24 protein-coding genes are annotated in these 26,608 nt (G+C 57.3%); 13 read left to right on the top strand and 11 right to left on the bottom strand.

The features are described 5' to 3' along the window. Nucleotides 1–38 precede the first annotated feature (38 nt). The 10 genes from uspE to ccoN all read right to left on the bottom strand — a co-directional run bounded on the left by uspE (nucleotide 39) and on the right by ccoN (nucleotide 9,299). Nucleotides 39–986, bottom strand: coding sequence for a universal stress protein UspE (gene uspE, locus G5137_RS06850; RefSeq protein ID WP_201956730.1), 948 nt, complete (start codon nucleotides 984–986; stop codon nucleotides 39–41). 151 nt (nucleotides 987–1,137) lie between these two features. Next, the gene (locus tag G5137_RS06855; RefSeq protein WP_005336632.1) at nucleotides 1,138–1,893 is read right to left on the bottom strand and encodes an FNR family transcription factor; all 756 of its coding nucleotides are present in this window, start codon (nucleotides 1,891–1,893) and stop codon (nucleotides 1,138–1,140) included. 68 nt (nucleotides 1,894–1,961) lie between these two features. Next, the gene (locus tag G5137_RS06860; RefSeq protein WP_279502064.1) at nucleotides 1,962–2,648 is read right to left on the bottom strand and encodes a sulfite exporter TauE/SafE family protein; all 687 of its coding nucleotides are present in this window, start codon (nucleotides 2,646–2,648) and stop codon (nucleotides 1,962–1,964) included. After that, nucleotides 2,632–2,820, bottom strand: a complete 189-nt coding sequence (gene ccoS, locus G5137_RS06865) for a cbb3-type cytochrome oxidase assembly protein CcoS (protein ID WP_005360558.1) — start codon at nucleotides 2,818–2,820, stop codon at nucleotides 2,632–2,634. Before ccoS ends, G5137_RS06860 begins: the two co-directional genes overlap by 17 nt. A gap of 138 nt (nucleotides 2,821–2,958) precedes the next feature. Further along, complete coding sequence (locus G5137_RS06870; RefSeq protein ID WP_421255125.1) at nucleotides 2,959–5,343, bottom strand: heavy metal translocating P-type ATPase; 2,385 nt, start codon at nucleotides 5,341–5,343, stop codon at nucleotides 2,959–2,961. A gap of 86 nt (nucleotides 5,344–5,429) precedes the next feature. Beyond that, the gene (locus G5137_RS06875) at nucleotides 5,430–5,930 is read right to left on the bottom strand and encodes a FixH family protein (RefSeq protein WP_421255126.1); all 501 of its coding nucleotides are present in this window, start codon (nucleotides 5,928–5,930) and stop codon (nucleotides 5,430–5,432) included. Between the two features lie 140 nt (nucleotides 5,931–6,070). After that, the gene (ccoP, locus tag G5137_RS06880) at nucleotides 6,071–7,054 is read right to left on the bottom strand and encodes a cytochrome-c oxidase, cbb3-type subunit III (RefSeq protein WP_421221769.1); all 984 of its coding nucleotides are present in this window, start codon (nucleotides 7,052–7,054) and stop codon (nucleotides 6,071–6,073) included. Next, on the bottom strand, nucleotides 7,054–7,233 hold the full coding sequence (locus tag G5137_RS06885) for a CcoQ/FixQ family Cbb3-type cytochrome c oxidase assembly chaperone (protein WP_005336620.1): 180 nt from the start codon (nucleotides 7,231–7,233) through the stop codon (nucleotides 7,054–7,056). Before G5137_RS06885 ends, ccoP begins: the two co-directional genes overlap by 1 nt. A 10-nt stretch (nucleotides 7,234–7,243) precedes the next feature. Further along, the gene (ccoO, locus tag G5137_RS06890) at nucleotides 7,244–7,858 is read right to left on the bottom strand and encodes a cytochrome-c oxidase, cbb3-type subunit II (RefSeq protein ID WP_021230095.1); all 615 of its coding nucleotides are present in this window, start codon (nucleotides 7,856–7,858) and stop codon (nucleotides 7,244–7,246) included. A gap of 16 nt (nucleotides 7,859–7,874) precedes the next feature. Next, the gene (gene ccoN, locus G5137_RS06895; RefSeq protein WP_005336616.1) at nucleotides 7,875–9,299 is read right to left on the bottom strand and encodes a cytochrome-c oxidase, cbb3-type subunit I; all 1,425 of its coding nucleotides are present in this window, start codon (nucleotides 9,297–9,299) and stop codon (nucleotides 7,875–7,877) included. 281 nt (nucleotides 9,300–9,580) lie between these two features. Here ccoN and G5137_RS06900 point away from each other — a divergent pair, with 281 nt between their 5' ends. The 9 genes from G5137_RS06900 to G5137_RS06940 all read left to right on the top strand — a co-directional run bounded on the left by G5137_RS06900 (nucleotide 9,581) and on the right by G5137_RS06940 (nucleotide 23,252). Continuing rightward, nucleotides 9,581–10,042, top strand: a complete 462-nt coding sequence (locus G5137_RS06900; RefSeq protein WP_040065751.1) for a hypothetical protein — start codon at nucleotides 9,581–9,583, stop codon at nucleotides 10,040–10,042. Between the two features lie 93 nt (nucleotides 10,043–10,135). Further along, entirely contained in the window at nucleotides 10,136–10,594 is a 459-nt protein-coding gene (locus G5137_RS06905) for a GAF domain-containing protein (RefSeq protein ID WP_040065573.1), read from the top strand. 102 nt (nucleotides 10,595–10,696) lie between these two features. After that, on the top strand, nucleotides 10,697–11,335 hold the full coding sequence (gene proQ, locus G5137_RS06910) for an RNA chaperone ProQ (RefSeq protein ID WP_005351923.1): 639 nt from the start codon (nucleotides 10,697–10,699) through the stop codon (nucleotides 11,333–11,335). 8 nt (nucleotides 11,336–11,343) lie between these two features. After that, nucleotides 11,344–13,359, top strand: coding sequence for a carboxy terminal-processing peptidase (prc, locus tag G5137_RS06915; protein WP_421255127.1), 2,016 nt, complete (start codon nucleotides 11,344–11,346; stop codon nucleotides 13,357–13,359). 144 nt (nucleotides 13,360–13,503) lie between these two features. Further along, nucleotides 13,504–16,128 (top strand): aminopeptidase N, encoded by a 2,625-nt coding sequence (gene pepN, locus G5137_RS06920; RefSeq protein WP_421255128.1) that lies wholly within the window; start codon nucleotides 13,504–13,506, stop codon nucleotides 16,126–16,128. A 70-nt stretch (nucleotides 16,129–16,198) separates the two neighbouring features. After that, nucleotides 16,199–16,420, top strand: coding sequence for a DUF2835 domain-containing protein (locus G5137_RS06925; protein WP_033136823.1), 222 nt, complete (start codon nucleotides 16,199–16,201; stop codon nucleotides 16,418–16,420). Nucleotides 16,421–16,698: 278 nt separating this feature from the next. Further along, nucleotides 16,699–21,537, top strand: a complete 4,839-nt coding sequence (locus G5137_RS06930) for an NAD-glutamate dehydrogenase (RefSeq protein WP_421255129.1) — start codon at nucleotides 16,699–16,701, stop codon at nucleotides 21,535–21,537. Between the two features lie 77 nt (nucleotides 21,538–21,614). Next, nucleotides 21,615–22,625: a quinone-dependent dihydroorotate dehydrogenase gene (gene pyrD, locus G5137_RS06935; protein ID WP_005336601.1), complete on the top strand. Its 1,011-nt coding sequence runs from the start codon at nucleotides 21,615–21,617 to the stop codon at nucleotides 22,623–22,625. A gap of 90 nt (nucleotides 22,626–22,715) precedes the next feature. Next, nucleotides 22,716–23,252 carry a cell division protein ZapC gene (locus G5137_RS06940; protein ID WP_270656823.1) on the top strand — a complete coding sequence of 179 codons (537 nt, stop codon included), beginning with the start codon at nucleotides 22,716–22,718 and terminating at the stop codon, nucleotides 23,250–23,252. On the opposite strand, the gene G5137_RS06945 is transcribed toward G5137_RS06940, so the two are convergent. After that, nucleotides 23,240–23,560, bottom strand: a complete 321-nt coding sequence (locus tag G5137_RS06945) for a hypothetical protein (RefSeq protein ID WP_254204265.1) — start codon at nucleotides 23,558–23,560, stop codon at nucleotides 23,240–23,242. The two genes, G5137_RS06940 and G5137_RS06945, sit on opposite strands and share 13 nt — an antisense overlap. Before the next feature lie 72 nt (nucleotides 23,561–23,632). On the opposite strand from G5137_RS06945, the gene G5137_RS06950 reads away from it, so the two are divergent. The 4 genes from G5137_RS06950 to G5137_RS06965 all read left to right on the top strand — a co-directional run bounded on the left by G5137_RS06950 (nucleotide 23,633) and on the right by G5137_RS06965 (nucleotide 26,588). After that, nucleotides 23,633–23,896: a type B 50S ribosomal protein L31 gene (locus G5137_RS06950; RefSeq protein ID WP_042055007.1), complete on the top strand. Its 264-nt coding sequence runs from the start codon at nucleotides 23,633–23,635 to the stop codon at nucleotides 23,894–23,896. Continuing rightward, nucleotides 23,897–24,022 (top strand): type B 50S ribosomal protein L36, encoded by a 126-nt coding sequence (gene ykgO, locus G5137_RS06955; protein WP_123173069.1) that lies wholly within the window; start codon nucleotides 23,897–23,899, stop codon nucleotides 24,020–24,022. It abuts the gene before it with no gap. A gap of 140 nt (nucleotides 24,023–24,162) precedes the next feature. Further along, a complete protein-coding gene (rlmKL, locus tag G5137_RS06960; RefSeq protein WP_021230101.1) occupies nucleotides 24,163–26,358 on the top strand; it encodes a bifunctional 23S rRNA (guanine(2069)-N(7))-methyltransferase RlmK/23S rRNA (guanine(2445)-N(2))-methyltransferase RlmL in 2,196 nt (731 codons plus the stop codon). Then, the gene (locus G5137_RS06965) at nucleotides 26,358–26,588 is read left to right on the top strand and encodes a glutaredoxin family protein (RefSeq protein ID WP_064336064.1); all 231 of its coding nucleotides are present in this window, start codon (nucleotides 26,358–26,360) and stop codon (nucleotides 26,586–26,588) included. Before rlmKL ends, G5137_RS06965 begins: the two co-directional genes overlap by 1 nt. Nucleotides 26,589–26,608: the final 20 nt, after the last annotated feature.

The following is a 26,608-nucleotide window of genomic DNA, read 5'->3' on the forward strand; positions in this document are numbered from 1 at the left end:
ATAGCCATGTCCCGGGGGAGGGCAAGGTGCCAGGCACCTTATGATTGATTGCGACGGCTGTCGACCGGGCAGCTGTAGTCCGCCGGTTTGAGGATCAGGATGTCGCAGGAGAGGCGGTCAATCACATGTTCGGCGGTATTGCCGAGCAAAGCAGCAGAAAGCCCGGTGCGACCGACGCAGCCCATGATCATCAGGGTTGCCTTGAGCTCTTCTGCCATATCCGGCAACACCTCTTCCGGTAGTCCCTCTGCTACCCGAGTCCAGAGATGACCGATCCCGAACTTGTCGGCATGGCTGAGCAGCAGGCTTTCGTGGTGCTTGCGGATCGCTTCGTTGTAGGCGTTGGGGTCAAACTCCGGCAGCTCGATGGCCACGTTGACCGGGGTGCCCGGGTAGGTGTTGACCAGATAGAGGTTGGAGCCCAGCAGCTCGGCGATGTCGCTTCCCTCCTGGGTGATCCGTTCGTTGAGCAGTTTCTGATCCGGATCGTCGCTTGAGCAGTTGATGGCGGCGATGATGTTGCCGTCCCGTTGCCAGTGACCCTCTTTGACCAGCAGCACCGGACAGGGGCATTTGCGCAGCAGGTGCCAGTCGGTGGGGGTAAAGATGAAGGTTTGCAGGAAGCTGTGATGGTGAGTGGCTTTGACCACCAGATCGTGGCGCTGCTCCAGCACTTCCTGAATGACACACTCGAAGGGGCGATTGTGCCAGACCACTTTCACTTCGCATTCGATCCCCTGTGCCCGATAGGGGGTCAGGATCTCGTCCAGCCACTCACGTCGCTGTGAAATGACGCCGTCGCGCATCTCTTGCCGCTCGTCCACCGAGAGCATGGCGGTCATTTCATACGAGAAGTCATAGATGGTGAGCAGCAGGGTCAGATGGGCGTTTTCGTCCAGCTCGGCGACTTTGACTGCCCGTTCGAGGGCGATTTGGCGCTCCTCTTCTGGATTGATAACCACCAGAATATTCTGATATTTGACCATCTTCTCCTCCTTGGAAAAGTCCAATGACAGCAGAATCTTAGCCATTACAGCTTAGCGCAGGAGGAGGGTATGGGGAACGTACCGGATCACATTCCAGAGGAAAGGATCCGGCAGGGAAAGCAGGAAAAAAGTGAGAGGGTAAGCGGAAAAATCAGCCGCAGGGCGGGCGAGTTGCACCGGCCATCATGCCCAGCGCGACCTGATCCAGTACGGTAATGTATTTGCCTTTAACGCTGATGAGACCGGACTTCTGGAAACGGCCGAGCAGACGACTGATGGTCTCAACGGTCAGCCCCAGATAGTTGCCAATGTCACCACGGGTCATGGATAGACGGAACTCCTTGGCGGAGAAGCCGCGTTCGGAGAAGCGTACCGACAGATTGTGCAGGAAGGCGGCGAGGCGCTCTTCGGCATTCTTCTTGGAGAGCAGCAGGATCATCTCCTGATCGCCCATGATTTCGTTGCTCATCAGACGCATGATCTGCTGGCGCAGCTTGGGCATCTTGCCGGAGAGATCATCCAGCACTTCAAAGGGGATCTCGCACACCATGGCGGTTTCCAGCGCCTGGGCGAAGGAGGGGTGTGCTTGTTTGTGGATGGCATCAAAACCGACCAGATCGCCAGCGAGGTGGAACGCGGTGATCTGCTCATCCCCTTGCTCGGTGATGGTGTAAGACTTGATGGTCCCGGAACGGATGGCATAGAGCGATTTGAACTCATCGCCAGCCTTGAACAGCTCTTCACCCTTCTGGATCGGCTTCTTGCGCTCGATGATGCTGTCCAGCTGATCAAGCTCGTTGTCGTTCAGAGTGAAGGGAATACAGAGCTGACTGATGCTGCAATCCTGGCAATGAATTGCACAGCCACCGCTCTGGATACGTCTGCCAGGTTTCTTTTCCGGGATCATAGGCTCATACGAATAATTGATTTATATCAAACAAGTTTACCATCAACTCATCCGTTTTGGATAGGGTTTCAAAAGGAAGCAATGCCAATCCAGAAGGTATGCACCCCGAACAAAATGAGCAGCAGGGCACCGCCAAGGCGCAAACTGCGCAGGGTGAGCCAGTATCTCAGGCGATCGGCGAGCCCGCCCAACGCAAACAGGGTGGGCAGGGTGCCGAGGCCAAAAAATAGCATGATGAGCGCCCCGCCACTGGCCGAACCCGCCGCTGCGCTCCAGGTCAGCATGGAGTAGACCAGCCCGCAGGGGAGCCAACCCCACACCATGCCAAAGGGCAGTGCCTGCACAGGTGAGGTGAAGGGGATAAATTTGCCCGCCAGCGGTTTGATACGTGGCCAAAATCTGGCGCCGAGCCGCTCCAGCAGCAAGATCCCTTGCCACCAGCCCGCCAGATAGAGACCAAGCGCAATCATCAATAGCGCTGCCACGAGACGCAAGCCGGCAATAGCGTGTTTGCCAGCGCCCAGCTCACTGGTGGTGGCGAGCAGGCCGCCCACCAGTGCACCTGCAATGACATAGCTCAGGATCCGGCCGAGGTTGTAGTTGAGCAGATAGGCGAGCCGCCCCCAGAAGTGTTGTTTGTTGGCGGGGATTGCCATGGAGAGCGCGGCGGAGACGCCACCACACATGCCGATGCAGTGGGCGGAGCCTGCCAGTCCGACCAGCAGGGCGCCGGCCAGATCAAGGTTGTGGGTCATGGTCAGCAGGCTTTGCGGGTTTGTGGGTGGGTTGCTCTTCGTCAAACAGGATGTTGGAACCCTGCCGGTCGAGATCTTCAAACTGCTCGGAGCGAATGGCCCAGAAGAAGACGACCCCGGCGATGATCACAAACAGGATGGCGATGGGGATCAGGACAAAAATTATATTCATGAGAGGTACCTTGGCGTTCTTCCTTGGCAAGCGTCCCCTATGGTAACCCTGTTCGGGCAGGGGGCCAGCCGCTATCAATTAGAAATGTGGCCTGCATCGAAGGCAGGCCACATTTTCAGCTATTTTCCGCCACCAGCCTCATCGGTTGAGGCGCATGGAGTTGGTTACCACGATGAGTGAGCTGAGCGACATGCCCGCCGCCGCCAGATAGGGGGGCAGCCAGCCGCAGGCCGCCAGCGGCAACACCAGCAGGTTGTAACCGATGGACCAGGCGAAGTTCTCGATGATGATCTTGCGGGTACGCATTGCCAGCACTCTGGCCTCGAGCAGTCGGCTCAGGTCATCGGCCAGCAGGATGGCATCGGCGCTGTTTTTCGCCAGATCGGTGCCACCAGCCATGGCAAACGAGGCGTGCGCTCCGGCCAGTACCGGGGCGTCGTTGATGCCATCGCCCACCATGATGCTGATATCCCCCTGGGCTTCCCGGGCCTTGAGGTAGGTCAGCTTGCCATCGGGTGAGACCCCCTTGACCAGCTCATCCACGCCCAGCTCGCGGGCAATCTCGTCTGCCTGAAAAGAGCTGTCGCCAGTCAGCACGGTAGTTTGCAGACCTGCCGCCTTGAATGCCGCGATCAGCGCCCTAGCATCGGGGCGCAGGGTATCTTCCAGATTGAAGCGGGCCAAGACCTGCTGCTCGTCGGCCAGATAGATAGCCAGACCGCGGCCGCGTTCTTGCGCCGGATCCAGCCCAAGCCAGCGGGCACTGCCGATGCGGTAACGTACGCCATTCACCAGCGCCGTGATGCCGTGACCGATGACCGGGGTGATCTCGCGAACGGATGGCAACACGGCGATGCTGTCGGCGGGCAGTCGGAAGGCACGGGCAATGGGATGTTCGGATTGCGCCTCCATGGCCCGAGCGATGGCGAGGCAGTGGGCCACGTCAAGGTCGGCCAACGCTTGAGTCTGCGTCAGACTGATCTCCCCTGTGGTCAGGGTACCGGTCTTGTCCATCACGATCCGGTTGGCCTTGGTCAGCACGTCCAGCACATGACCACGGCGCAGCAGAATGCCGTTACGGGTCAGATTGGCGGTGGCCGAGGTCAGCGCCGTCGGGGTGGCCAGCGACAGGGCACAGGGGCAGGTGGCAACCAGCACGGCGAGGGTGACCCAGAACGCCTGATCCGGTTGATGGAAGTGCCAGAAGGTCCAGACCGCGGCGGCAATGATCAGCAGCACCAGAATAAAGTGGCGCGACAGCTGATCCGCCATCTGGGCGATGGCCGGTTTGTCGTCGAGGGCGTGATCCTGCAGCCGCATGATCTGGGCGATCCGCGACTCTTCGATACGGTGGCTGACCCGGATCTGCAGCGGGGCATCGGTGTTGATGGTACCGGCATAGACCTGCTCACCGGGCTGTTTGAGCAGGGGCAGCTGTTCACCGGTCAGCATGGATTCGTTGAGGCTGGCTTGCCCTTCGACAATGATGCCGTCCGCCGGCAAGGTTGCTCCGGCCAGCACCCGTACCCGATCGCCGACCTGCAAGGTCTTGGCCGCTACCTCATGCTCCCCTTCATCATCGATGCGGGTCGCCATGATGGGCACCAGTCGTGCCAGGTTGGAGCTCGATTCCGACGCCTTGCGCCGGGCCCGCAACTCGAGAAAGCGCCCCAGCAGCAGGAAGAAGACGAACATGGTGATGGAGTCGTAATAGACCTCACCGGTATTGAACACGGTGGCCCACATGGAGGCGATAAAAGCCCCGATCAGCGCCAGCGACACCGACACATCCATCGACAGATGGCCCTGTTTCAGGCTGCGCCAGGCACCCACGTAAAAGGGTTGGGCTGAATAGATCATGATGGGGGTGGAGAGCAACAGGCTTATCCACTTGAAGTAGACCATGAACTCATCTTCAACACTGATGAAGAGGTCCATATAGAGAGCCACGGCGCACATCATCACCTGCATCGAGCCAAGCCCTGCCAGTGCCAGCCGGAACATATAGCTGCGCACCTCTTTGGCGTAGAGCGCCTCCTGTTGATGGGTCTGGAACGGATAGGCGCGATAGCCGATCTGGGCAAATCCCTTGAGGATGTCACTCAGGGAGAGCTGGCCCGGATCCCACTTGATGCGGGCCCGGTGGGTGGTGGTGTTGACGTTGATGTAGCGCAGGCCGCCAAGGGTCATTAGGTGACGTTCGATAAGCCAGGCACAGGCGGCGCAGGTGAGCCCTTCAACTGTCAGCTGGATTTCGCGAAGGGTACCGTTGTCGGTGACAAAATCCTGTTGTACTTCTGCCAGATCGTAGTGGGTGAGGGCGGCCAGCTCCTCGGGCACCAGATCGCCCTTGGTGCCGGGAGCGGTGCGGTGATCGTAGTAACTGGCGAGGCCGCACTCCATGATGGTTTCTGCCACAGCCTGACAGCCGGGGCAGCACATGGGGCGAACAATCCCCTTTATCTCGAGGGAATAGCCACTATTGGCGGGTACCGGCTCGCCACAGTGAAAGCAGGGGGTCATGCGTTATGCCTCCCTGAATGCAGAATGCAAGCAGCAGGGGCACTGGCGAGCACCGGCTCGCCACAGTGAGAACAGCCGGTCATGGCTTAGCGTCCTTTCGGGTCGAGTTCGACAGGGGCCTGGGTGGGCAGCTGGACGGTCTCTTGCAATCGCCATTGGTGATCAAAGGCATCGACCCGAATGTGCCACTTGCCGACCAGCGGCTTGTCGAAATGGAGGCGATAGGTACCGCTCGCATCGGCGGTGATCATGTGTTCACTGTCCTGACCGGCCAAGGTCGGGTGGAACAATGAGAGATAGAGAGCTTGCCCGGCAGGAATGTCACCGCTGATGGGTTTGAGGGTCAGCTCGTTGCCGTCAACCTCCAGTCCAAAGCGGATATTGAGGGCTTCGGAGCGGTCAAACTTGCTCAAGTCCTGATTGATCTCTTTCCCTTGTTTGTAATAGTCCTCGGCCACCAGATTGACCCCATCCTTGCTGGCGATGATGGCGGTGGCGATGCTGCCGACAACGGCGGCAGTGGGGAGGGCGATGATAAACCAGGGCCAGAATTGGCGATACCACGGTTTGGATAGAGGTTGGGTCATGATTGCTACTGCCATGAAACGAATGATTAACGTGGAAGATGGTTTTTACGCAACACAAGATAACAAAAAGCCTCGAGGAGTCGAGGCTTTTTGCTGTGTAATCACGTGTTTATCACATGTTACAACGTTACGGGCGAACCTTATTTGGCAGACTGTTGATGAGACAGGCTGTAAACGTAGGAGGCCAGCAGGTGAACCTTGTCCTCACCCAGAATATCTTTCCAGGCTGGCATCACGCCGTGACGACCGTGGGTGATGGTTTGTACCACCACTTCGCGGGAGCCACCGTAGAGCCAGGTGTTGTTGGTCAGATCTGGCGCACCGACGGCAACACCGCCCTTGGCATCGGCCCCGTGGCAGGCAGCGCAGATGGCAAAGCGTGCTTCACCTTTCTTCGCTTCCACCAGGTCGACCTTGCGACCGGAGAGGCTCAGCACATAGGAGGCCACTTCCTGAACGCCATCTTTGCCGAGGATTTCACCCCAAGCAGCCATGATCCCCTGACGACCGCCCATGATGGTGGTCTTGATTTGATCAGGCTGGCCGCCCCATTGCCATTCGCTGTCGGTCAGGTTCGGGAAGCCGCGGCCACCACGGGCATCGGAGCCGTGACACTGGGAGCAGTTCTGCAGGAACAGACGCTGCCCCACTTTGAGGGCTTCCGGATCCTTGGCGATCTCGGTAATGGCACGATAGGTTTTGCCATCCGCTTCGTAGGTGAGTTCACGGAACTTGGCGCCGTAGATCTCGTCAGCCTTGGCGACCTCGCGGTCATACTCCACCGCGCGACCTTCAGCCTTGGCCGATTCGGTTGCAGCCTTGGATTCGGCCAACGAGCGCACGTTCTGGTTGGAACTTTGCCAGCCCAACAGGCCTTTGAAGTTGCCAAGCCCCGGGAAGGCGACCAGATAGACCAGACCGGTGACGATGAAGAAGAGGAACATGTAAGTCCACCACTTCGGCAGCGGGTTGTTGATCTCCTCGATGCCATCGAAGGAGTGACCCATCGATTTGCCTTCTTCAACACCCATCTTGTCCTTGCGGCACCACATCAGCAGCAAGAAGCAGCCGAGGATGGTTCCCAGACTGATGACAGTCACAAAAATGCTAAACAGAGTGCTCATTATTGTTTCGCTCCTGCGTTCTTTTTATCAGCACCGGGTTGCTCATCATCGGCAAAAACCAGATTGGCAGCCTCGTCGAAAGAGGTCTTGCGGCGTTTGCTGTAGGCCCAGACGATGATGCCAATCATGATGGCCATCAACAGTAGGGTATACAGACCGCGAAATGTGCCGTAGTCCATTTTCGCCTCCTTATTTCAGGGCATGACCCAGTGATTGCAGATAGGCCACCAGCGCATCTAGCTCGGTTTTGCCCTTGACGGCTTCGCCAGCACCCTGAATATCGGCGTCGGTATAGGGCACACCGAAGTGATCGCGGAACAGCGCCAGTTTTTTGCCGGTCATCTCGCCAGTCAGCACATTGGTATCAAGCCAGGGGTAGGCGGGCATGTTGGATTCCGGTACCACATCGCGCGGGTTGATCAGGTGAACCTTGTGCCACTCGTCGGAGTAGCGGCCACCAACACGGGCCAGATCCGGACCAGTACGCTTGGATCCCCACAGGAAGGGGTGCTCCCAGACGCTCTCGCCAGCGACCGAGTAGTGACCGTAACGCTCGGTTTCGGCACGGAACGGACGGATCATCTGGCTGTGGCAGTTGGTGCAGCCTTCGCGAATGAAGATGTCGCGTCCTTCCATCTGCAGGGCTGTGTAGGGCTTGAGGCCCTCCACCGGCTCGGTGGTTTGCTTCTGGAAGAACAGCGGAGTGATTTCAACCAGCCCCCCCAGACTGATGGCGAAGATGATGCCGACCACCAGCATGGGAACGCTTTTTTCAAATATTTCGTGACGGTTATTGTTGCTCATGGGTTGACCTCTTCAATCATGCTGGCTGGGCGACAGGTTCCAGAGAACCTTTGGGCGCAGTGATGGTGCGATAGGCGTTGTAAGCCATCAGCAACATGCCGGTGACGAAGAAGCAGCCACCCAGGAAGCGCACGAAATAGAAGGGATAGGATGCCTGCAGCGCTTCAACGAAGCTGTAGGTCAGGGTGCCGTCTTCGTTGACTGCACGCCACATCAGGCCCTGCATCACGCCGGAAATCCACATGGCAACGATGTAGAGCACGGTGCCCACGGTCGCCAGCCAGAAGTGAACGTTGATCAGCTTGACGCTGTACATCCGGCCCTGGCCGAACAGGTTCGGGATCAGATGGTAAACCGCACCGATGGAGACCATGGCAACCCAGCCCAGCGCACCGGAGTGCACGTGACCAACGGTCCAGTCGGTGTAGTGGGAGAGGGCGTTGACGGTTTTGATCGCCATCATCGGGCCTTCGAAGGTCGACATGCCGTAGAAAGAGAGGGAGACGATCAGGAAGCGCAGGATGGGGTCATAACGCAGTTTGTGCCAGGCACCGGAGAGGGTCATGATGCCGTTGATCATGCCGCCCCAGGAGGGTACGAACAGGATCAGGGACATCACCATGCCCAGTGACTGAGCCCAGTCAGGCAGTGCGGTGTAGTGCAGGTGGTGCGGACCGGCCCAGATATAGAGGGAGATCAACGCCCAGAAGTGCACGATGGAGAGGCGATAGGAGTAAACCGGACGACCGGCCTGCTTGGGCACGAAGTAGTACATCATCCCCAGGAAGCCGGCGGTCAGCAGGAAGCCTACCGCGTTGTGGCCATACCACCATTGCACCATGGCGTCCATGGCGCCGGAGTACATGGAGTAGGACTTCATGCCGGAGAGCGGCACTTCCATGTTGTTGACAATGTGCAGCACCGCAACGGTGATGATGAAGGCGCCGAAGAACCAGTTCGCCACATAGATGTGGGAGGTGGTGCGCTTCATCAGGGTGCCGAAGAAGACGATGGCATAGGCGACCCATACCACAGTGATGGCGATATCAATCGGCCACTCCAGCTCGGCGTACTCTTTGGCGGAGGTGTAACCCAGCGGCAGAGAGATGGCGGCAGAGAGGATGATTGCTTGCCAGCCCCAGAAGACGAAGGTTGCCAGCGGGCCACCAAACAGTCTGGTTTGACAGGTGCGCTGCACCACGTAAAACGAGGTGGCCATGAGTGCACTGACGCCGAAGGCGAAGATCACTGCGTTGGTATGGAGGGGCCGCAGACGACTGTAAGTCAGCCACGGGGTCTCGAAGTTGAGGGCAGGCCAGATCAACTGGGCTGCGATCAGTACGCCAACCGACATGCCGACAATTCCCCAGACAATCGTCATGACGGTAAACTGGCGAACAACGGTGTAGTTGTACTCAGGATGGTTAGTTGTATGGCTCATCGTTATATTCCGCTTCCGATGCTGCTGTTGTTTGGTTTTGTATCCGGAGAACCGGACTGGCTTCATCAGCCACCGCCGACCAGTTGTTAACATCTGTTAACGAAAGGAAAAGCAAAAGATGGCTAAATGAAAACTGCATGGGAATGATACTGAAGTGACAGGTAAAATAACAGTATAAACAGTGATATATTTGGCTCCGTCCGGTCTCGATATGGCAGTTTTTTACCTTGTTCGAGATCACAAAAAACTATTTTAATTGCATCTTAATCGGGCTGTTTTTGATGAAAGAGAGACTTACCGCACGTAAAGTTTTGCACCTCGTACTGGTATTGGCGCTGTTATTGGCGCTGATGGCCTATCGCACCTGGTTTTCGGTCGATAACAGCGTCTCTGCTGACCAGACAAAAGATCAGATTTGTGATCTTTCCCACACCCCTTGCAGCGCGCTGATTGGTGACAAGTCGCTGACGGTCGCCATCAAGGAATTACCGCTGCGCGCTGAACATGACTTTGTCATCGCTATTAGCGGCGGCGATCCGGCCATCAAACCGGTGAAAGCGACACTCGAAGGCAAAGATATGTTTATGGGCACCATTCCGGTGAACTTTGAACAAATAGACGGACAGTGGCAGGGGGTAACCCAGGTGGGGAGTTGTACATCACCCGTCATGATCTGGTTGTTAAATATCGAGTGGAGTAATGGTCAACGCCAGCAATTGGCGCTTTCCGTTGCCCGGGAATAACGGCGCAAGGAGCGGGGAGTGGAAAAAATATTTGAAATTTCCCGGCCAGGCGTTACCTTCCCCAAACCATCAGGGAGTGAAGTTCATTTAATCATGATTGAAAAACAACCATTTTATCGCACCCTCAACCAGCAGGCCAAGGCGCTGCTGGAGGGGGAAACCGATCTTATTGCCAATCTGGCCAACCTCTCCGCGCTGCTGAATCAGGAGCTGGAGGAGATCAACTGGGTCGGTTTTTATCTGTTGCAGGGCGAGACCCTGGTATTGGGGCCATTTCAGGGCAAACCAGCCTGCGTGCGGATCCCGGTCGGCCGCGGTGTGTGTGGTACGGCAGTGGCAGAGGGGAAAACCCAGCTCATTGACGATGTCCACCAGTTCGATGGTCACATCGCTTGTGATGGCGCGAGCAACTCGGAAATCGTGATCCCGGTGCGCCGTGGTGGCGAGATCATCGGGGTACTCGATATCGACAGTCCGATTTTTAACCGTTTCGACCAGGAAGACCGGATTGGCCTCGAAGAAACGGTGCAAATTTTGGAAAGCATGCTCTAAGTCATTGCTAGATGGTTCGCAAAAGGCCCCAAGCTCTCTATAATGGGGCCTTTGTTGTGCTCGGGACGTGCCCGTGCGTTTATATGAAAGCCAAGGTTATACATGGAAAACACTGAGAAGCTGAAGAACAGTAAAGAGATCGTTGCCTACCTGGTCGAGAAATTCCCGGCCTGCTTCGTTGCTGAAGGAGAGGCCAAGCCGCTCAAGATTGGCATCTTCCAGGATTTGGCCGAGCGTCTTGCTGACGATGCCAGAGTCTCCAAGACCATGCTGCGTTCCGCACTGCGTCAATACACCTCCAGCTGGCGCTACCTGCACGGTCTCAAAGCTGGCCAGGCTCGCGTTGATCTGGATGGCAACCCGGGCGAGCTGCTGACCGAAGAGCACATCGAGCACGCCAAGCAAGCTCTGAAAGAGAGCAAAGAACGCGTATTCGCCAGCCGTCGTACCAATACCAAAGAGAAGGATGAGAAGGCCAAGAAGCCCCGTCGTCCTGCTGTGCGCAAAACCGAGAAAGCTGATGTAGCTGCCAAGCCGAAAGCTGCCGCCAAGGCACCGGTCGCTGACGCTCCGCTGGTTAAAGTGGATGCCGCTACGCTGAAAGTGGGCCAGGATGTGCGCGTCGTTATGGGTAAATTCCCGGTTCCGGCAACCATCAAGGAAGTAACCAAGGACGATGTACAGGTCCAACTGCAGACCGGCATGATGGTGCGGGTCAAATCAGAGCACTTGGTTCTCTAAGGAGACAAATGTTGAAGCATGGCGTAATTCGTTTTTCCCTCGTAGCCTGTAGCCTGGCGCTTGCCGGGCTTGCACAGGCCATCGAGCCGGTGCTCAAGGAGAGTGATTTGCCTGTGTTGGCTCAAGAGAGCCAACATGCTACGGCCAGCAAGCGAATTACCAATCTGTTTACCCGCTCGCACTACAAACAGTTCAAGCTGGACGATGCCTTTTCCTCCGTGATTTTCGATAAATATCTGGAGAATCTGGACTACAGCCGCAACCTGTTTTTGGCCTCTGATATCAGCCGTTTTGAAAAGTACCGTAACGGTTTTGACACCGACCTCGAAAGAGGCCGTCTGGCTCCCGCCTACGAGATGTTCAACCTGAGTCAGCAACGGCGTTATGAGCGGTTCGAATACGCCCTCAAACTGCTTGATACTCCCTTTGATTTCACCCAGCCCGACAACTATGTGTTCGATCGGGAAGGGGCGGCTTGGCCCAAAGATGAAGCAGAGCTCAACGAGCTGTGGCGTCAGCGGGTCAAGTTCGATGCCCTGAGCCTCAAGCTCAGCGGCAAGGAGTGGCCCGAGATCAAGGAACTGCTTGGCAAGCGTTACAACAACGCCATCAAGCGGATGTCCCAGACCGAGAGCGAGGATGTCTTCCAGCTCTTCATGAACTCCTTCGCTCGCGCCATCGAACCACACACTAGTTACCTCTCCCCGCGCAGTGCCGATCGTTTCAACACCGAGATGAACCTCTCGCTGGAGGGGATTGGTGCCGTGTTGCAGGCGGAAGATGACTTTACCGTCATCCGTTCTCTGGTGCCCGGTGGCCCGGCTGCCAAATCCAACCATCTCAAACCCGATGACAAGATCACCGGGGTGGGGCAGGAAGATGGCAAGATTGTCGATGTGATCGGCTGGCGTCTTGATGACGTGGTTGAGCTCATCAAGGGGCCCAAGGGGAGCAAGGTCAAGCTGGAGATCCAGCGCGGCAAGGGCGCAACCGCCAAGACCGAGCAGATCGAGCTGACCCGCGACAAGGTGCGCCTTGAAGACCGGGCAGCCAAGTCCAAGGTGATTAACGCCGAAGGCAAGAAGATAGGCGTCATCGAGATCCCGAGTTTCTACGTCAATCTGCATGATGACGTGATCAAGGAGCTCTCCAGCCTGAACAAGAAGAAGATCGATGGCTTGATCATCGATCTGCGCGGTAACGGCGGTGGCGCTCTGACTGAAGCTTCCGCCCTGAGCGGTCTCTTCTTTGCCAGCGGGCCCGTGGTGCAAATTCGTGATCACATGGGCCGTATCACGGTCAATGGCGATGACGATGGCAACGTCTACTACGGCGGCCCGATGTCGGTGATGATCGACCGCTACAGTGCCTCGGCCTCCGAGATCTTCGCTGCCGCCATGCAGGATTATGGCCGCGCGTTGATTCTGGGTGAAAACTCGTTCGGCAAGGGGACGGTGCAGCAGCATCGCAGTCTCGCCAAGGTCTATGACTTTTACGAGCAGCCGCTCGGTCACGTGCAGTACACCATCGCCAAGTTCTACCGGATCGACGGTGGCAGCACTCAGAACAAGGGCGTTGCGCCGGATATCAGCTTCCCGACACCGGTTGCTCCGGAAGAGACGGGCGAAAGCCGTGAGTTCAATGCGTTGCCGTGGGACAAGATTGCCTCCGCCAACTACGAGAAACTCGGCAACTTCGCCAGCGTACTGCCCAAGTTGCAGGCGGCGCACGATGCCCGGATCGCCAAGGATCCCGAGTTTGCCTATGTGATGCAGGACATCGCCGACTACAAGGAGGAGAAAGACAAGAAGTCGGTCTCCCTCAACGAGGCGGAGCGTGTTGCAGAGCAGGCGAAACAGGATGAGAAAGCGCTCAAACGTACCAACGAGCGTCTGGCACGTCTTGGGAAGCCGGCGGTGAAGAGTCTGGATGAACTGCCCGCTGATTTTGAAGCACCCGATGAGTATCTCATCGAAGCGGCCAATATCACTGCGGATCTGGCCAAGGTCAGCAAACGCAGCTGACAAGGCGACCTCCAATGCACAAGGGCGACTGCGGTCGCCCTTTCTTTTTGTCTGACGTATTTGACGTAATGCAAATTGTTTGACCCCACCAGTTGGTTGTGACAGCCTCTTTCTCGCCTTTAACAAGCGTGGAAGCAGACAATAATGACCGATCACTCCCAGGCCATGACGGCCAAATATCGCCAGGATTATCAGGCGCCGCTCTACTGGATCGACACCATCGACCTCGATTTCCAACTGCAGGAGCCGCTGACCCAGGTCACCGCCATCACTCGCATTCGCCGCAACGGCGAGCACAATGCGCCGCTCGTCCTCGATGGTGAGCAGCTGACCCTCAAAAGCGTTGCCATTGATGGCATACCCTGTGACCACTACGAGCAAGGCGAGAGCAGTCTGACCCTGTTCAACCTGCCGTCCGAATGTGTGCTGACAATCGTCACCCTGCTGGATCCGGCTGCCAACACCGCGCTGGAAGGGCTTTACAAGTCTGGCGATGCCTACTGCACCCAGTGTGAAGCGGAGGGTTTTCGCCGCATTACCTATTATCTGGACCGCCCCGACATTCTGGCGCGTTACAGCACCCGCATTACCGCCGACAAAGCCCAGTTCCCCTTCCTGCTCTCCAATGGCAACAAGGTCGACAGCGGTGATCTGGATGGCGGCCGTCACTTCGTGCAGTGGCAGGATCCTTTCCCCAAACCCAGCTACCTGTTTGCGCTGGTGGCCGGTGATTTCGATGTGGAGCGCAGCCACTACACCACCAAGAGCGGCCGCAAGGTTGCCCTCGAGATCTTCGTCGACAAGGGCAACCTCGATCGCGCCGGTTTTGCCATGGAGAGCCTCATAAACTCCATGCGCTGGGACGAACAGCGTTTCGGCCTCGAGTATGATCTCGACATCTACATGATCGTCGCAGTGGACTTCTTCAACATGGGCGCCATGGAGAACAAGGGGCTCAACATCTTCAACTCCAAGTTCGTGCTGGCCAATCCGGCCACCGCCACCGACAGCGACTACCACGGTATCGAACGGGTGATCGGTCACGAATATTTCCACAACTGGACCGGCAACCGCGTCACCTGTCGAGACTGGTTCCAGCTCAGCCTGAAAGAGGGGCTGACAGTATTCCGGGATCAGGAGTTCTCCTCCGACCTGGGCTCCCGTGGTGTCAACCGCATCAACAACGTGCGTACCGTGCGCGGCCCGCAGTTTGCCGAAGATGCCGGCCCCATGGCGCACCCGATCCGCCCGGATGTGGTGATCGAGATGAACAACTTCTACACCCTGACCGTCTACGAGAAGGGGTCGGAAGTGATCCGCATGATGCACACCCTGCTGGGTGAAGCTGCCTTCCAGGCCGGCATGCGTCTCTACTTCGAGCGTCACGACGGCTCGGCCGCTACCTGCGATGATTTCGTGCAGGCGATGGAGGATGCTTCCGGTGTGGATCTCGGTCGTTTCCGTCGCTGGTACAGCCAGTCCGGCACCCCCGAGCTGACCGTTACCGACGAGTACGATGCCGCCAGCGGTATCTATCGCCTCCATGTAAGCCAGCACACCCCGCCGACTCAGGATCAACCGCAAAAGCTGCCGCTGCATATCCCTCTCGATATCGAGCTATATGACGAGCAGGGTGCTGTCATTGCGCTGCAGTATCAGGGCAAGGCCATCGGCAACGTGCTCGATGTGCTGGAAGCGGAGCAGACCTTCGAGTTCGATCGGGTGCCGGTCAAACCGGTTCCCTCCCTGCTGCGGGACTTCTCCGCGCCGGTCAAGCTGCACTATGACTACAGCGACGAAGCGCTCGCCTTCCTGATGCGCTTTGCCCGCAACGAGTTTGCCCGCTGGGATGCGGCCCAGATGCTGATCAACAAAGCAGTCATCGATGGGGTGGCACGGGTCCAGCATGGGCAGGGGGTTGAGCTCTCCCAAACCCTGCTGGCCGCCTTCGTCGCCATTCTGGACGACAGCGATCTCGATTTGGCCCTCAAGGCGGAGCTCCTGGCGCTGCCCGGTGAAGCGACCCTGGCCGAGCTGTTCGAGGTGGCCGATATTGATGCCATCCATCAGGTGCGCGACGCGATCCACACCCGTCTTGCCGAGGCCTTTGGCGCGCGTTTGGCGGCAACCTATCAGAGTCTGCGTCTGAATGGTTATCAGGTGGTGCATGCCGACATGGCCAAACGGGCCCTCAAAGGGGTGGTGCTCGGCTATCTGGCTGCGCTGGATGCGGAGCATGCTGATGCGCTGGTGCGCGAGCAGTATGCAACTGCCGACAACATGACCGACACCCTGGCGGCGCTGCAGGTGGCCAACGGCTATCTGTTGCCATGCCGCGCTGCGCTGCTGGCCGATTTTGAAGGCAAGTGGGCCAAGGATGGACTGGTGCTGGACAACTGGCTGCGGCTGATTGGTAGCAAACCGGCTGCCGATGTTCTTAGCGAAGTGAAACAGGCGATGAATCACCCCACTTTCAGCATTCGCAATCCGAACCGGCTGCGGGCGCTGATCGGCAGCTTCGCCATGAGCAATCAGGTGCAGTTCCATGCGGTGGATGGCAGCGGTTACCGCTTCCTGACCGATCTGCTGATCGAGCTCAACGAGGTCAATCCGCAGGTGGCCTCCCGCCTCATCACTCCGCTTATCCAGTTCAAGCGACTGGATGAGGTGCGAAAGGCCCTGATCCGCGCCGAGCTGACCCGTCTTGCCAACCTTGAGGGGCTGGCACGGGATCTGTTCGAGAAGGTAAGCAAGGCGCTGCAGCAGTAAGTGTCGACGGGGCAGGGGCGTGAATGCGCCTGCCCCTATTGTGTGATTTGTCGTGTGATCAGGAGCAAGTGTGAAGCAGTTTACTTTTCGGCTCTCATTGAGCAGTGACGAGGTGATGCTGATGTATCAGGGCCATGCCAGACGGCTGGTGGTGCGCAGCGAACAGGGATTGACCCTGGAGCTTGGCATAGAAAAAATACGCCCCTTTGTCGCCATCAATGGTGTGCATGGCTATTTTCGGCTGAAAACCCAGGACGATTACCGCTTTATCAGCCTCGAACGCATAAATTAACAAAAATCGAACAGATTACCGACTGTTTATCTGCTTTGCGTCACTATCTATCCGGCAAACTGGCACAAAGGTAGTGGGAATTTCTGTATTTTTGGTTATTTGCAAAATTTCTCACAGTTTAAGCCGTGATCTGTACCTTGTTTTTAACATCTCGTTAGCACCTTTCCTCGCCTTCCCTTATCCAAGCCATTACACTTCGCAACAACTCTGCACCAGCGGGTAACCAGGGTGGTTGCCTCTGCGTCGGTGGTTAATGTCGTCCGATAAGGAATATAAAAATGGCATTGAAAGACGCCCCTACCTCAGTTCTGCTCGAAAACGTTCTCAGCCTGATCCATCAAAAGTTGCCCAAAAACAGCGCCTCTCTGGTCGAGCGCTTCGTTGCCAAGTTCTACGGCAACATGGCGAGCTCCGACCTGCACGATCGCAATGACAGCGATCTCTACGGTGCGGCCCTGAGCCTGTGGAATGCCCTCAATCAGCGCAGCGGTACCGATCCCTACATCCGGGTCTACAATCCCGAGCTGACCCGTCACGGCTGGCAATCGCCCCATACCATCGTCGAGGTGATCCTGCAGGACTCGCCCTTCCTGGTGGACTCCATCCGGATGGCGCTCAAGCGGCTCAATATCACCGCCCACATGATGCTGCACCAACCGCTGCACCTCATTCGCGGTGCGGATGGCAAGATTGACGCCATTCTGGCGCTCGACAACACCGACGGGCAGACCTCGGTTGAAACGGCCTTCCTTATCGAGATCGATCACCTCACCAGCGAGGAGCAGATGGCCGCGCTGGCTGCCGAGCTCAACTCGGTGGCAGGTGAAGTGGCACTGGCAGTCGGCGACTGGCAGCCCATGCTGGCCAAGCTCAATGAGATCATTGACGAACTGCCCAAGCGCAAGCACCCGGTCAGCAAGGAGGAGGTGGCCTCCTGCGTTGCTTTCCTCAAATGGGTGGCTGCCCACAACTTCACCCTGATGGGTTATCGCCGTTACGACGTCAAGGCGGTGGAGGGGGATCACGAGATCCTGCCGCAGGCGAGCTCCAGCCTGGGGCTGATGAAAAACTCCATCAAGGAGGTGGGTCAGCGCCTTGGCAACATGCCAGCCAGCGCCCGTCACGCCGCTCTGAGTTCTGATCTGCTGATCCTCACCAAATCCAACAGCAAGTCCCGGGTGCACCGTCCGGCTTATGTGGATTACATTGGCATCAAGCGCTTTGACGAGCATGGCAAGGTGATCGGGGAAGATCGCTTCATCGGCCTCTACGCCTCTTCCATCTACAACACCAGCGCGACCCAGATCCCGCTCATCAGCCATCGTCTCGAACGCATCATGGCCGCCTCCGGTCACGAGAAGGGCTCCCACGCCTACAAGGCGCTGCTGAACGTATTGGAAACCTATCCCCGTGACGAACTGATCCAGGCCCGCGAAGAGGAGCTGCTGGCTACCGGCCTTGGGGTGCTGGAGATGCAGGAGCGGGACATGCTGCGGCTATTCGTGCGCCGGGATGTCTATGGTCGCTTCTTCTCCTGCATGGTCTATGTCACCAAGGAGCGCTACAACACGGCGCTGCGGATCAAAACCCAGCAAATTTTGCAGAAATATTTTGGCAGCAATGAAGAGGTGGAGTTCAACGTCTACTTCACCGAAGGCGTGCTGGCGCGGACCCACTACATAGTGCGGGTCAACAACAACAACGTGGATGTGGATGTGAACGAAGTACAGAACAACCTGATTGAAGCGGCCCGCAGCTGGGACGACAGACTCGACTCCGTGCTGCTCTCTCACTATGGTGAGGCCCGTGGCAACGAGCTGCGCCGTCGTTTCAGCACTGCCTTCCCTCGCGCTTACAAGGAAGATGTGCTGCCTGGCTCTGCCGTGGCCGACATCATGGCGCTCGATAACCTGAGCGAAGCCGAGCCGCTGGGCATGCTGTTCTACCGCGCCCAGGAGGAGGAGAACGACCGTCGGGTACGGCTCAAGCTGTTCCATCGCACCGAACCCATCCACCTCTCCGATGTGCTGCCGATGCTGGAGAACATGGGGCTGCGGGTGATCGGCGAGACCCCGTATCAGGTACGCACTCCGGGGGGCGATCTGTTCTGGATCCTCGACTTCTCCATGCTGCTGCATGGCGAGCAGCCCTTTGATCTGGCCCAGAGCCAGCAGCGCTTCCAGCAGGCGTTTGCCGCCATCTGGAACAAGCAGCTGGAAGATGACGGCTTCAACCGGCTGGTGCTGGGGGCGGGTCTCACCGGCCGCCAGGTGTCGGTGCTGCGCGCCTATGCCAAATACATGCGCCAGACCGGCGTCTCCTTCAGCCAGTCCTATATCGAAGAGACCCTGACCCGTTACCCTGATATCGCCCAGCTGCTGTTTACCCTGTTTGAGCAGCGCCTCGACCCGGCTGGCAAGCAGGATGCCAAAGCAGAAACCAAGTTGCATGAGGAGCTTGCCACCAAGCTGGATCAGGTCGCCAACCTGGACGACGATCGCATCATTCGCCGCTATGTGGAGATGATCGACGCTACCCTGCGCACCAACTACTACCAGCTGGACAAGGCGGGCAACATCAAGCCCTACATCTCCTTCAAACTGGCTCCCTCCAGCATCACCGACATGCCGCTACCGCTGCCGAAATTCGAGATCTTCGTCTACTCGCCGAGGGTGGAAGGGGTGCATCTGCGCTGGGGTAAAGTGGCTCGTGGCGGTCTGCGTTGGTCAGATCGCAAAGAGGACTTCCGCACCGAAGTGCTGGGTCTGGTGAAAGCCCAGCAGGTGAAGAACACCGTCATTGTGCCGGTGGGGGCAAAAGGCGGCTTCTACTGCAAACAGATGCCGGCGGGGGCGCCCCGTGCTGTCATCCAGGAGGAGGGTAAGGCCTGTTATCGCCTGTTTATTCGTGGCCTGCTCGATGTGACCGACAACATCATCGGCGGCGAGGTGATCCCGCCCAAATCCGTGGTGCGTCACGATGAGGATGACTACTACCTGGTAGTCGCCGCAGACAAGGGCACAGCCACCTTCTCGGATATTGCCAACGAGATCAGCCTCGAATACGGTCACTGGCTCGGCGATGCATTCGCCTCCGGCGGCTCGGTCGGTTACGACCACAAGAAGATGGGCATCACCGCCCGTGGTGCCTGGGAGTCGGTCAAGCGGCATTTTCGTGAAATTGGCGTCAACTGCCAGACCACCGACTTCACTTGCGTGGGGATTGGGGACATGGCCGGCGACGTGTTCGGCAACGGCATGTTGCTCTCCGAGCACACCCGGCTGGTGGGCGCGTTCAACCACATGCACATCTTCGTCGACCCCACTCCGGATGCGGCCAAGAGTTTTGTCGAGCGCCAGCGCCTGTTCGATCTGCCGGGCTCCAGCTGGGATGACTACAACCGCGAGCTGATATCACAAGGGGGCGGCATCTTCCTGCGCTCGGCCAAATCCATCAAGCTCAGCCCCGAGATGCAGACACTACTCGGCACCGACAAGGCCAGCATGGCGCCGAACGAGCTCATCAAGGCACTGCTTTGCCTCAATGTCGACCTGCTGTGGAACGGCGGCATCGGCACCTATGTGAAGAGCGCTCGCGAGAGCGATGCCGAGGTGGGCGATCGCAGTAACGATGCTCTGCGGGTCAACGGTCGCGATCTGCGGGCCCGCATTGTGGGTGAGGGGGGCAACCTCGGCTTTACCCAGCTGGGCCGGGTGGAGTACGCCAGTCAGGGCGGTCGCATCAATACCGATTTTACCGACAACGTGGGCGGGGTGGATTGCTCCGACAACGAGGTGAACATCAAGATCCTGCTGAACCAGTTGGTGGCGGCAGGGGATCTGACCCTCAAGCAGCGTAACCAGATGCTGTATGAGATGACCGACGACGTGGCGCAGATCGTGATCACCAACGCCTATCGCCAGTCCCAGTCTATCTCGGTCACCAGCTTCCGCGGCTCTGAACAACTGAAAGAGCAGCAGCGCTTTATTCAGGGACTGGAGCGGGAAGGCAAGCTGGACCGTGCGCTGGAGTTCCTCCCCTCTGACGAGGAGCTCTCCGAACGGATGGCGGCAGGGCAGGGACTGACCCGCCCCGAACTGGCGGTGTTGGTGGCCTACGGCAAGATGGTGCTGAAAGAGCAGCTCAACTGCCCGGAAGTGACCGACGAGCCCTTCCTCGCCAACATGCTGGTCACCAGCTTCCCGGCCAAGGTGCAGCAGCAGTTTGGTGCCCAGCTGGCCGATCACCCGCTACGCGGCGAGATAATCGCTACCCGGGTGGCCAACATGCTGGTTAACGACATGGGGCTCAACTTCGCCAGCCGGATGAAGGACGAGACCGGAGCCTCGGTCGCCGAAGTGGCTTGCTGCTTCGCCATGGCCCGCGAAGTGTTTGGTATGAACCAGCTGTGGCGCGATATCGAAGGGTGCGACAACCTGGTGGATGCCCAGACTCAGCTCGAACTGATGTTCTACAGCCGCCGCATTGTGCGCCGAGCCACCCGCTGGTTCCTGCGTGCTCGCAATCGCAGCTGGAGTATCAGCGAGAACATCGCCTTCTTCCGCCCGGCGTTCGAAACCTTAGGGAAGCACCTCTACGAGGTCATGGATGAGAGCGAAGTGGCCGAGCATCGTCAGGCTGTCGCCAAGTGGATGGAGAAACAGGTGCCGGAGGCCATTGCCCGTCAGGTCGCCCATATGAGCAGCCTCTTCTCCAGCCTGGATCTGGCGCAAATTGCCGCGGAGCACAAGACCGATATCCTGCGCGCCGCAAATGTTTACTATCGCCTCGGGGCCAAGCTTGATCTGCACTGGTTCCTCGACCAGATCAACCATCAGCCGGTCGGCAACCACTGGCAGGCGATGGCGCGTGCCTCCTTCCGCGAAGATCTTGACTGGCAGCAACGCAGTCTCACTTCTGTGGTACTGGAAGGGTGCAAAGATCAGGGAGAATGCGCTACCATACTGGCCGACTGGATTTCGGAGCATGAGCAACTCTTGTCCCGTTGGACCCACATGTTGGCCGACTTCAAGACCACCAGTACCCACGAGTTCGCCAAGTTCTCGGTGGCCTTGCGAGAGTTGAACCTGCTCCAGTTGAATTGTCGGGCACTTTAATTGCCAGATTAAGGCATGACACCGACATTACACCTAAAGCCCCGGCCAGTTGCCGGGGCTTTCTTTAAGGAGCAAAGATGTTGTACCCCATCGCCAGGCATTTCCTGTTCAAACTCAATCCGGAACAGGCTCACGATCTCTCCATGAAATATTTGCCCCGCCTTCTCGGTACGCCACTCGATTGTTTCTTCCGCCAGAATTTGCCGAAACGCCCCGTCACTGTCATGGGGCTTTCTTTTGCCAATCCGGTGGGATTGGCGGCCGGTCTGGATAAAGATGGTGAGTGCATTGACGCGCTGGGCGCCATGGGATTTGGTTTTATCGAAGTCGGTACCGTCACCCCCAGACCCCAAAGCGGTAATGACAAGCCGCGCCTGTTCCGGGTTATTCCGGCAGAGGGGATCATCAACCGGATGGGATTCAACAACAAGGGGGTGGATCATCTGGTGGCCAAGGTAAAAGAGGCCAAATATCAGGGAGTCATCGGCATTAATATCGGCAAAAACAAAGACACTCCCATCGAACAGGGCAAGGATGATTACCTGATCTGCATGGACAAGGTTTATGATCATGCCGGTTATATTGCCGTCAATATCTCTTCCCCCAACACCCCGGGTTTGCGTTCACTGCAATATGGCGAGGCGCTGGATGAATTGCTGGCCGCCCTCAAGGTGCGTCAGCAAGAGCTGGCCGCCCAATATAAAAAGTATGTGCCGCTGGCGGTTAAAATTGCCCCGGATTTAAGCCTTGAAGAAATAGATCAGGTGGCCGCGTCGCTGGTACGGAATGGTATTGATGGGGTTATCGCCACCAATACCACCCTCGAGCGCGAGATGATTTATGACATGCCCCACGCCGGTGAAGCGGGTGGCTTGAGCGGTCGTCCGCTGCAGCACAAGAGTACCGAGGTGATCCGTCATCTGGCCAAGGCGCTCAATGGTGCTCTGCCAATTATCGGTGTGGGTGGTATTGATAGTGCCATGGCCGCCCGTGAAAAATTGGCCGCCGGTGCCAGTCTGGTACAAATTTATAGCGGCTTTATTTATAAAGGGCCGGGGTTGGTCAAAGAGATTGTGACCAATATTTAAGAAATAGATGGCGGAGCCCTTTATTTGACGTTGCTGATTTCCTGCATATGGAATAAAGTCAACTGGTAATTATCAAGTAAGGGCTCCAACATGTTTATCCAACCGACCGATAGCTGGCAATGGCACTATGATGCCCAGAGTGACCGTCTGATGTTGGACCTGTCTGATAACATGTTATTTGCGACCGAGTATAAAGGGCGACAATTGGTGCCCAGTTCGTTTGCAGCCCAGCCTTTTTGTGTCGATGATGCCGCCCTCTATTATCAGTTGATGGATAAAGCAGCCGAACTTGAGTGGAGTATTCCCCATCAGGTTCAGTTGGTGCTTAATGCCATCGCGGTCAGTCGCTTTTATAAACCCCTGATGCCGCAAAGCTGGTTTTTTAGTGAACAACATCCGCAAGTGATCCCGCAAAACGGTGATCTGGTCCTGATGAATACACCCCATGGTAACGGCGAATTTATGGTCATTGAGGCAGGGGAGCAGGCCAGCGTCTGTTTGAACCTCACAGCCGATCTGGTATTGACCACCAGTAAAACTCTGCCGCGTTTCGGGGTGATCAAGGTGATGAATAACCGGATGAAGCCGCGTATTACCGTGACCGAGCAATATCGTCAGGTCAGTTGATATCTTTTCACCAATCTTTTTATCTCTGTGATTACACCGCTGCCTCTTTTTACTGTTGTCACCTCAATCGCGCCTCGTTTCTGATACTTCATTGATCCGCGTACATATTGCCCATTCTCATTGATCTTCATGGTTGTGATCCAGCCTCTCTTGAGGCTTGTTACATCCACTTGCACCTTGTGTTCTAACCCACGCAGTATCTTGGTCTTCCGTGCTGCAAGCATGGTGTCTTCCTCTTGTTTCGTTCTGCTTGCGTAGTGTCTCCCCCTAACTATCAACACATCACTCACTGCAGCGATGTTCTTCATACGACATTTTTTGCTTGAAACGAGAGCTATTCTCACTTACATTTTGTTATAACATAACAAAATGGAGTTGCCATGAAGTCTCATATTCACCCGGATTATCGTTTGGTGCTGTTCCATGACACGGCGGCAGATGCCTTTTTCCTGGTCGGTTCAACCATCAAGAGCGATCGCCGCTATACGTGGCAAGACGGGAAGGAGTATCCCTATGTATCGCTCGATGTTTCCAGCCAGTCGCACTCGTTTTATACCGGCAAGCAGAAGCAGGTTTCTAGTGAGGGAAGTGTTGCCCGTTTCAACAAGCGTTTTGGCGCATTTTCAAGCAAGAAGGAGTCCTGAATGCAGGTCGTCTGTTCACTCAAATCCGCACGGGCGCGTCATCCCGATTGTCAGTTGGTGCGCCGCCGCGGCAAATTGTTCGTGATTTGCAGAAGCAATCCCCGTTTCAAGGCTCGCATGAAGTGAGCCGCTAAATGATGTCTGGCCCCATGATCTCGCCATCGGGTAGTCATGGGGCCTTTTACCTTTATCGCCCCATATCAATCTGTTTCCATCCTGCTGTTTGCGCCGACTTTTGCATGCTCCAGTCCGCCTGATGAGGTATAATGCGGCACTATTTTTATGGGTTCCCCGTGAGCGTGATGAAAGAATTTTTTGCAACCTGCCCCAAGGGGCTGGAAAACCTGTTGGCCGATGAGCTGACCAATCTTGGCGCAGAGCAGGTCCGTGAGACCGTGGCTGGCGTCCACTTCAAAGGCGAACTGGCGATTGGCTACAAGGCCTGCCTGTGGAGCCGTTTTGCTTCCCGCATCGTGCTGGTGCTCTCCGAATTCCAGATGAACGACGATCTGGATCTATATCTGGGCGCCCACACCATTCCCTGGGAAGAGCACTTCTCCGGTACCTCTACCATCGCGGTGGACTTTACCGGTACCAACCCCGCCATTCGCAATACCCAATATGGCGCGCTGAAGATCAAGGATGCCATCGTCGACCGCTTCACCAAGCGCGGCCACGTGCGTCCTGACGTGGACAAGAAGTCGCCGGATATTCGCATCATGGCGCACCTGGGCAAGGGCAAGGCCAATATCACGCTAGACTTGTCAGGCCCGGCGCTGCACCAGCGTTTCTATCGTCAAGGCACAGGTGAAGCACCGCTCAAAGAGAACCTGGCCTGCGCCATGATTGCCCGTAGCGGCTGGGCCGGTGAGCCCATGATGGACCCCATGTGCGGTTCCGGTACCTTGCTGATTGAAGCGGCCTTTATCGCCGCCGACATGGCGCCTGCGCTGCGCCGCGAGCGCTTCGGTTTCGATCGCTGGCTGCAGCACGATAGCGAGCTGTGGCAGAGCCTGATGATGGAAGCGCAAGTGCGCGCCAAACGCGGCATGCAGCGCTGTGAAGTAAAACTGTTTGGTTGTGATGCCGACCAGCGTGTGCTGCTCAAAGCCCGTGATAACGCCAAAGCAGCCGGTGTGGCCCACCTCATCACCTTCAAGCAGGCCGACGTCACCAAGCTGGAAAACCCGCTGCCGATGCCTGCCCCTGTTGAAGGGGAAGCAGGTCAAGGGGAGGCCCGCCAGGTCGGCATGCTTATCTCCAACCCGCCTTACGGCGAGCGTCTTGGCGAGTTCCCGGCGCTGCTGGAAGTGCATCAGGCCCTTGGCGATGCCCTGCGTCGCAGCTTCCAAGGGTGGAGAGTCTCCATTCTTTCCGCATCCCCCGAACTGCTCAGCTGTCTGCGCCTGCGCGCCGACAAGCAATATCGCCTGTTCAACGGCGCCCTCGAGTGTCAGCTGCGTAACTACCAGATCGCACTGGACTCCGTGGCCTCCCAAAAAGAGGTGGCGCAGGATTTTGCCAACCGTCTGCGCAAGAATCTTAAAACCCTCGAGAAGTGGGCCAACAAAGAGGGCATCGATTGCTATCGCATCTATGATGCCGACTTGCCGGAATACAACGCCGCCATCGACCGCTATCAGGACTATCTGGTGGTGCAAGAGTATGCCGCACCCAAAGACATTCCCGCCCAGAAGACCCGTCAACGTCTGCTCGACATGGTGCAGGCTGCCATCAAGGTGACCGGGATGGACGGCGAGAAGGTGATCCTGAAGGTGCGCGAGCGTCAGGAAGGGAAACAGCAGTATCAGAAGCTCTCCGAAGAGCAGCACCGGATGGAAGTGCAGGAGTACGGTGCCAGGCTGTGGGTCAACCTCTACGACTATCTGGATACCGGCCTGTTCCTCGACCACCGTCAGACTCGCCGCATGCTGGGTCAGATGGCCAAGGGCAAGCGCTTCCTGAATCTGTTTGCCTACACCGGCAGTGCCACCGTGCACGCAGGTCTTGGCGGCGCCAGCGAAACCACCACAGTGGACATGTCCCACACCTACCTGAACTGGGCGCAGGACAACATGCGTCTCAACTCGCTGGTGGGCCGTCAGCACAAGTTTGTCCAGGCAGATTGCCTGAAGTGGTTGTCTGAAGCCGATGATAAGTACGACCTCATCTTCATCGATCCGCCCACCTTCTCCAACTCCAAGCGGATGGACGAGAGCTTCGACGTACAGCGCGATCACCTGCTGCTGATGCAGCACCTGAAGCGCCTGCTGGCGGCGGACGGCACTCTGGTCTTCTCCAACAACAAGCGTCACTTCAAGATGGATCTGGCCGGTCTAGAGGCCACTGGTCTCAAGGCCCAGAACATCACCCAGAAGACGCGACCGAAGGATTTCGAGCGCAACCAGCACATCCACAACTGCTGGATCATCACCCATGCGCCGGAGCAAGGCGAGGCGTGATGCTGACCCTGTTTCATACCGACGGTTGCCACCTGTGCGAGCAGGCCTGGGCGCTGGTGGAGGAGGCTGGTCTTGCCACCGCCACCCGCCAGTGCGACATCATGGATGATGAGCAGTGGCTTGCCGCCTATCGGGTGCGCATTCCGGTGCTGCGTGACGAAGCAGGCCGCGAGCTCGGTTGGCCCTTCACACTGGCCGAGCTCAAAAGCTGGGCCGCCCGTCAGGGGTGAGAGTGATTTGACGATAAAAC

It is taken from the genome of Aeromonas sp. 600282, assembly GCF_049175755.1.
Lineage (GTDB): Bacteria > Pseudomonadota > Gammaproteobacteria > Enterobacterales > Aeromonadaceae > Aeromonas > Aeromonas veronii_A.

Coding starts and splice junctions, on each gene's coding strand:
- uspE (WP_201956730.1), bottom strand. CDS start 986: ATGGTCAAATATCAGAATATTCTGGTGGTTATCAATCCAGAAGAGGAG.
- G5137_RS06855 (WP_005336632.1), bottom strand. CDS start 1,893: ATGATCCCGGAAAAGAAACCTGGCAGACGTATCCAGAGCGGTGGCTGT.
- G5137_RS06860 (WP_279502064.1), bottom strand. CDS start 2,648: ATGACCCACAACCTTGATCTGGCCGGCGCCCTGCTGGTCGGACTGGCA.
- ccoS (WP_005360558.1), bottom strand. CDS start 2,820: ATGAATATAATTTTTGTCCTGATCCCCATCGCCATCCTGTTTGTGATC.
- G5137_RS06870 (WP_421255125.1), bottom strand. CDS start 5,343: ATGACCCCCTGCTTTCACTGTGGCGAGCCGGTACCCGCCAATAGTGGC.
- G5137_RS06875 (WP_421255126.1), bottom strand. CDS start 5,930: ATGACCCAACCTCTATCCAAACCGTGGTATCGCCAATTCTGGCCCTGG.
- ccoP (WP_421221769.1), bottom strand. CDS start 7,054: ATGAGCACTCTGTTTAGCATTTTTGTGACTGTCATCAGTCTGGGAACC.
- G5137_RS06885 (WP_005336620.1), bottom strand. CDS start 7,233: ATGGACTACGGCACATTTCGCGGTCTGTATACCCTACTGTTGATGGCC.
- ccoO (WP_021230095.1), bottom strand. CDS start 7,858: ATGAGCAACAATAACCGTCACGAAATATTTGAAAAAAGCGTTCCCATG.
- ccoN (WP_005336616.1), bottom strand. CDS start 9,299: ATGAGCCATACAACTAACCATCCTGAGTACAACTACACCGTTGTTCGC.
- G5137_RS06900 (WP_040065751.1), top strand. CDS start 9,581: ATGAAAGAGAGACTTACCGCACGTAAAGTTTTGCACCTCGTACTGGTA.
- G5137_RS06905 (WP_040065573.1), top strand. CDS start 10,136: ATGATTGAAAAACAACCATTTTATCGCACCCTCAACCAGCAGGCCAAG.
- proQ (WP_005351923.1), top strand. CDS start 10,697: ATGGAAAACACTGAGAAGCTGAAGAACAGTAAAGAGATCGTTGCCTAC.
- prc (WP_421255127.1), top strand. CDS start 11,344: ATGTTGAAGCATGGCGTAATTCGTTTTTCCCTCGTAGCCTGTAGCCTG.
- pepN (WP_421255128.1), top strand. CDS start 13,504: ATGACCGATCACTCCCAGGCCATGACGGCCAAATATCGCCAGGATTAT.
- G5137_RS06930 (WP_421255129.1), top strand. CDS start 16,699: ATGGCATTGAAAGACGCCCCTACCTCAGTTCTGCTCGAAAACGTTCTC.
- pyrD (WP_005336601.1), top strand. CDS start 21,615: ATGTTGTACCCCATCGCCAGGCATTTCCTGTTCAAACTCAATCCGGAA.
- G5137_RS06940 (WP_270656823.1), top strand. CDS start 22,716: ATGTTTATCCAACCGACCGATAGCTGGCAATGGCACTATGATGCCCAG.
- G5137_RS06945 (WP_254204265.1), bottom strand. CDS start 23,560: ATGAAGAACATCGCTGCAGTGAGTGATGTGTTGATAGTTAGGGGGAGA.
- G5137_RS06950 (WP_042055007.1), top strand. CDS start 23,633: ATGAAGTCTCATATTCACCCGGATTATCGTTTGGTGCTGTTCCATGAC.
- ykgO (WP_123173069.1), top strand. CDS start 23,897: ATGCAGGTCGTCTGTTCACTCAAATCCGCACGGGCGCGTCATCCCGAT.
- rlmKL (WP_021230101.1), top strand. CDS start 24,163: ATGCGGCACTATTTTTATGGGTTCCCCGTGAGCGTGATGAAAGAATTT.
- G5137_RS06965 (WP_064336064.1), top strand. CDS start 26,358: ATGCTGACCCTGTTTCATACCGACGGTTGCCACCTGTGCGAGCAGGCC.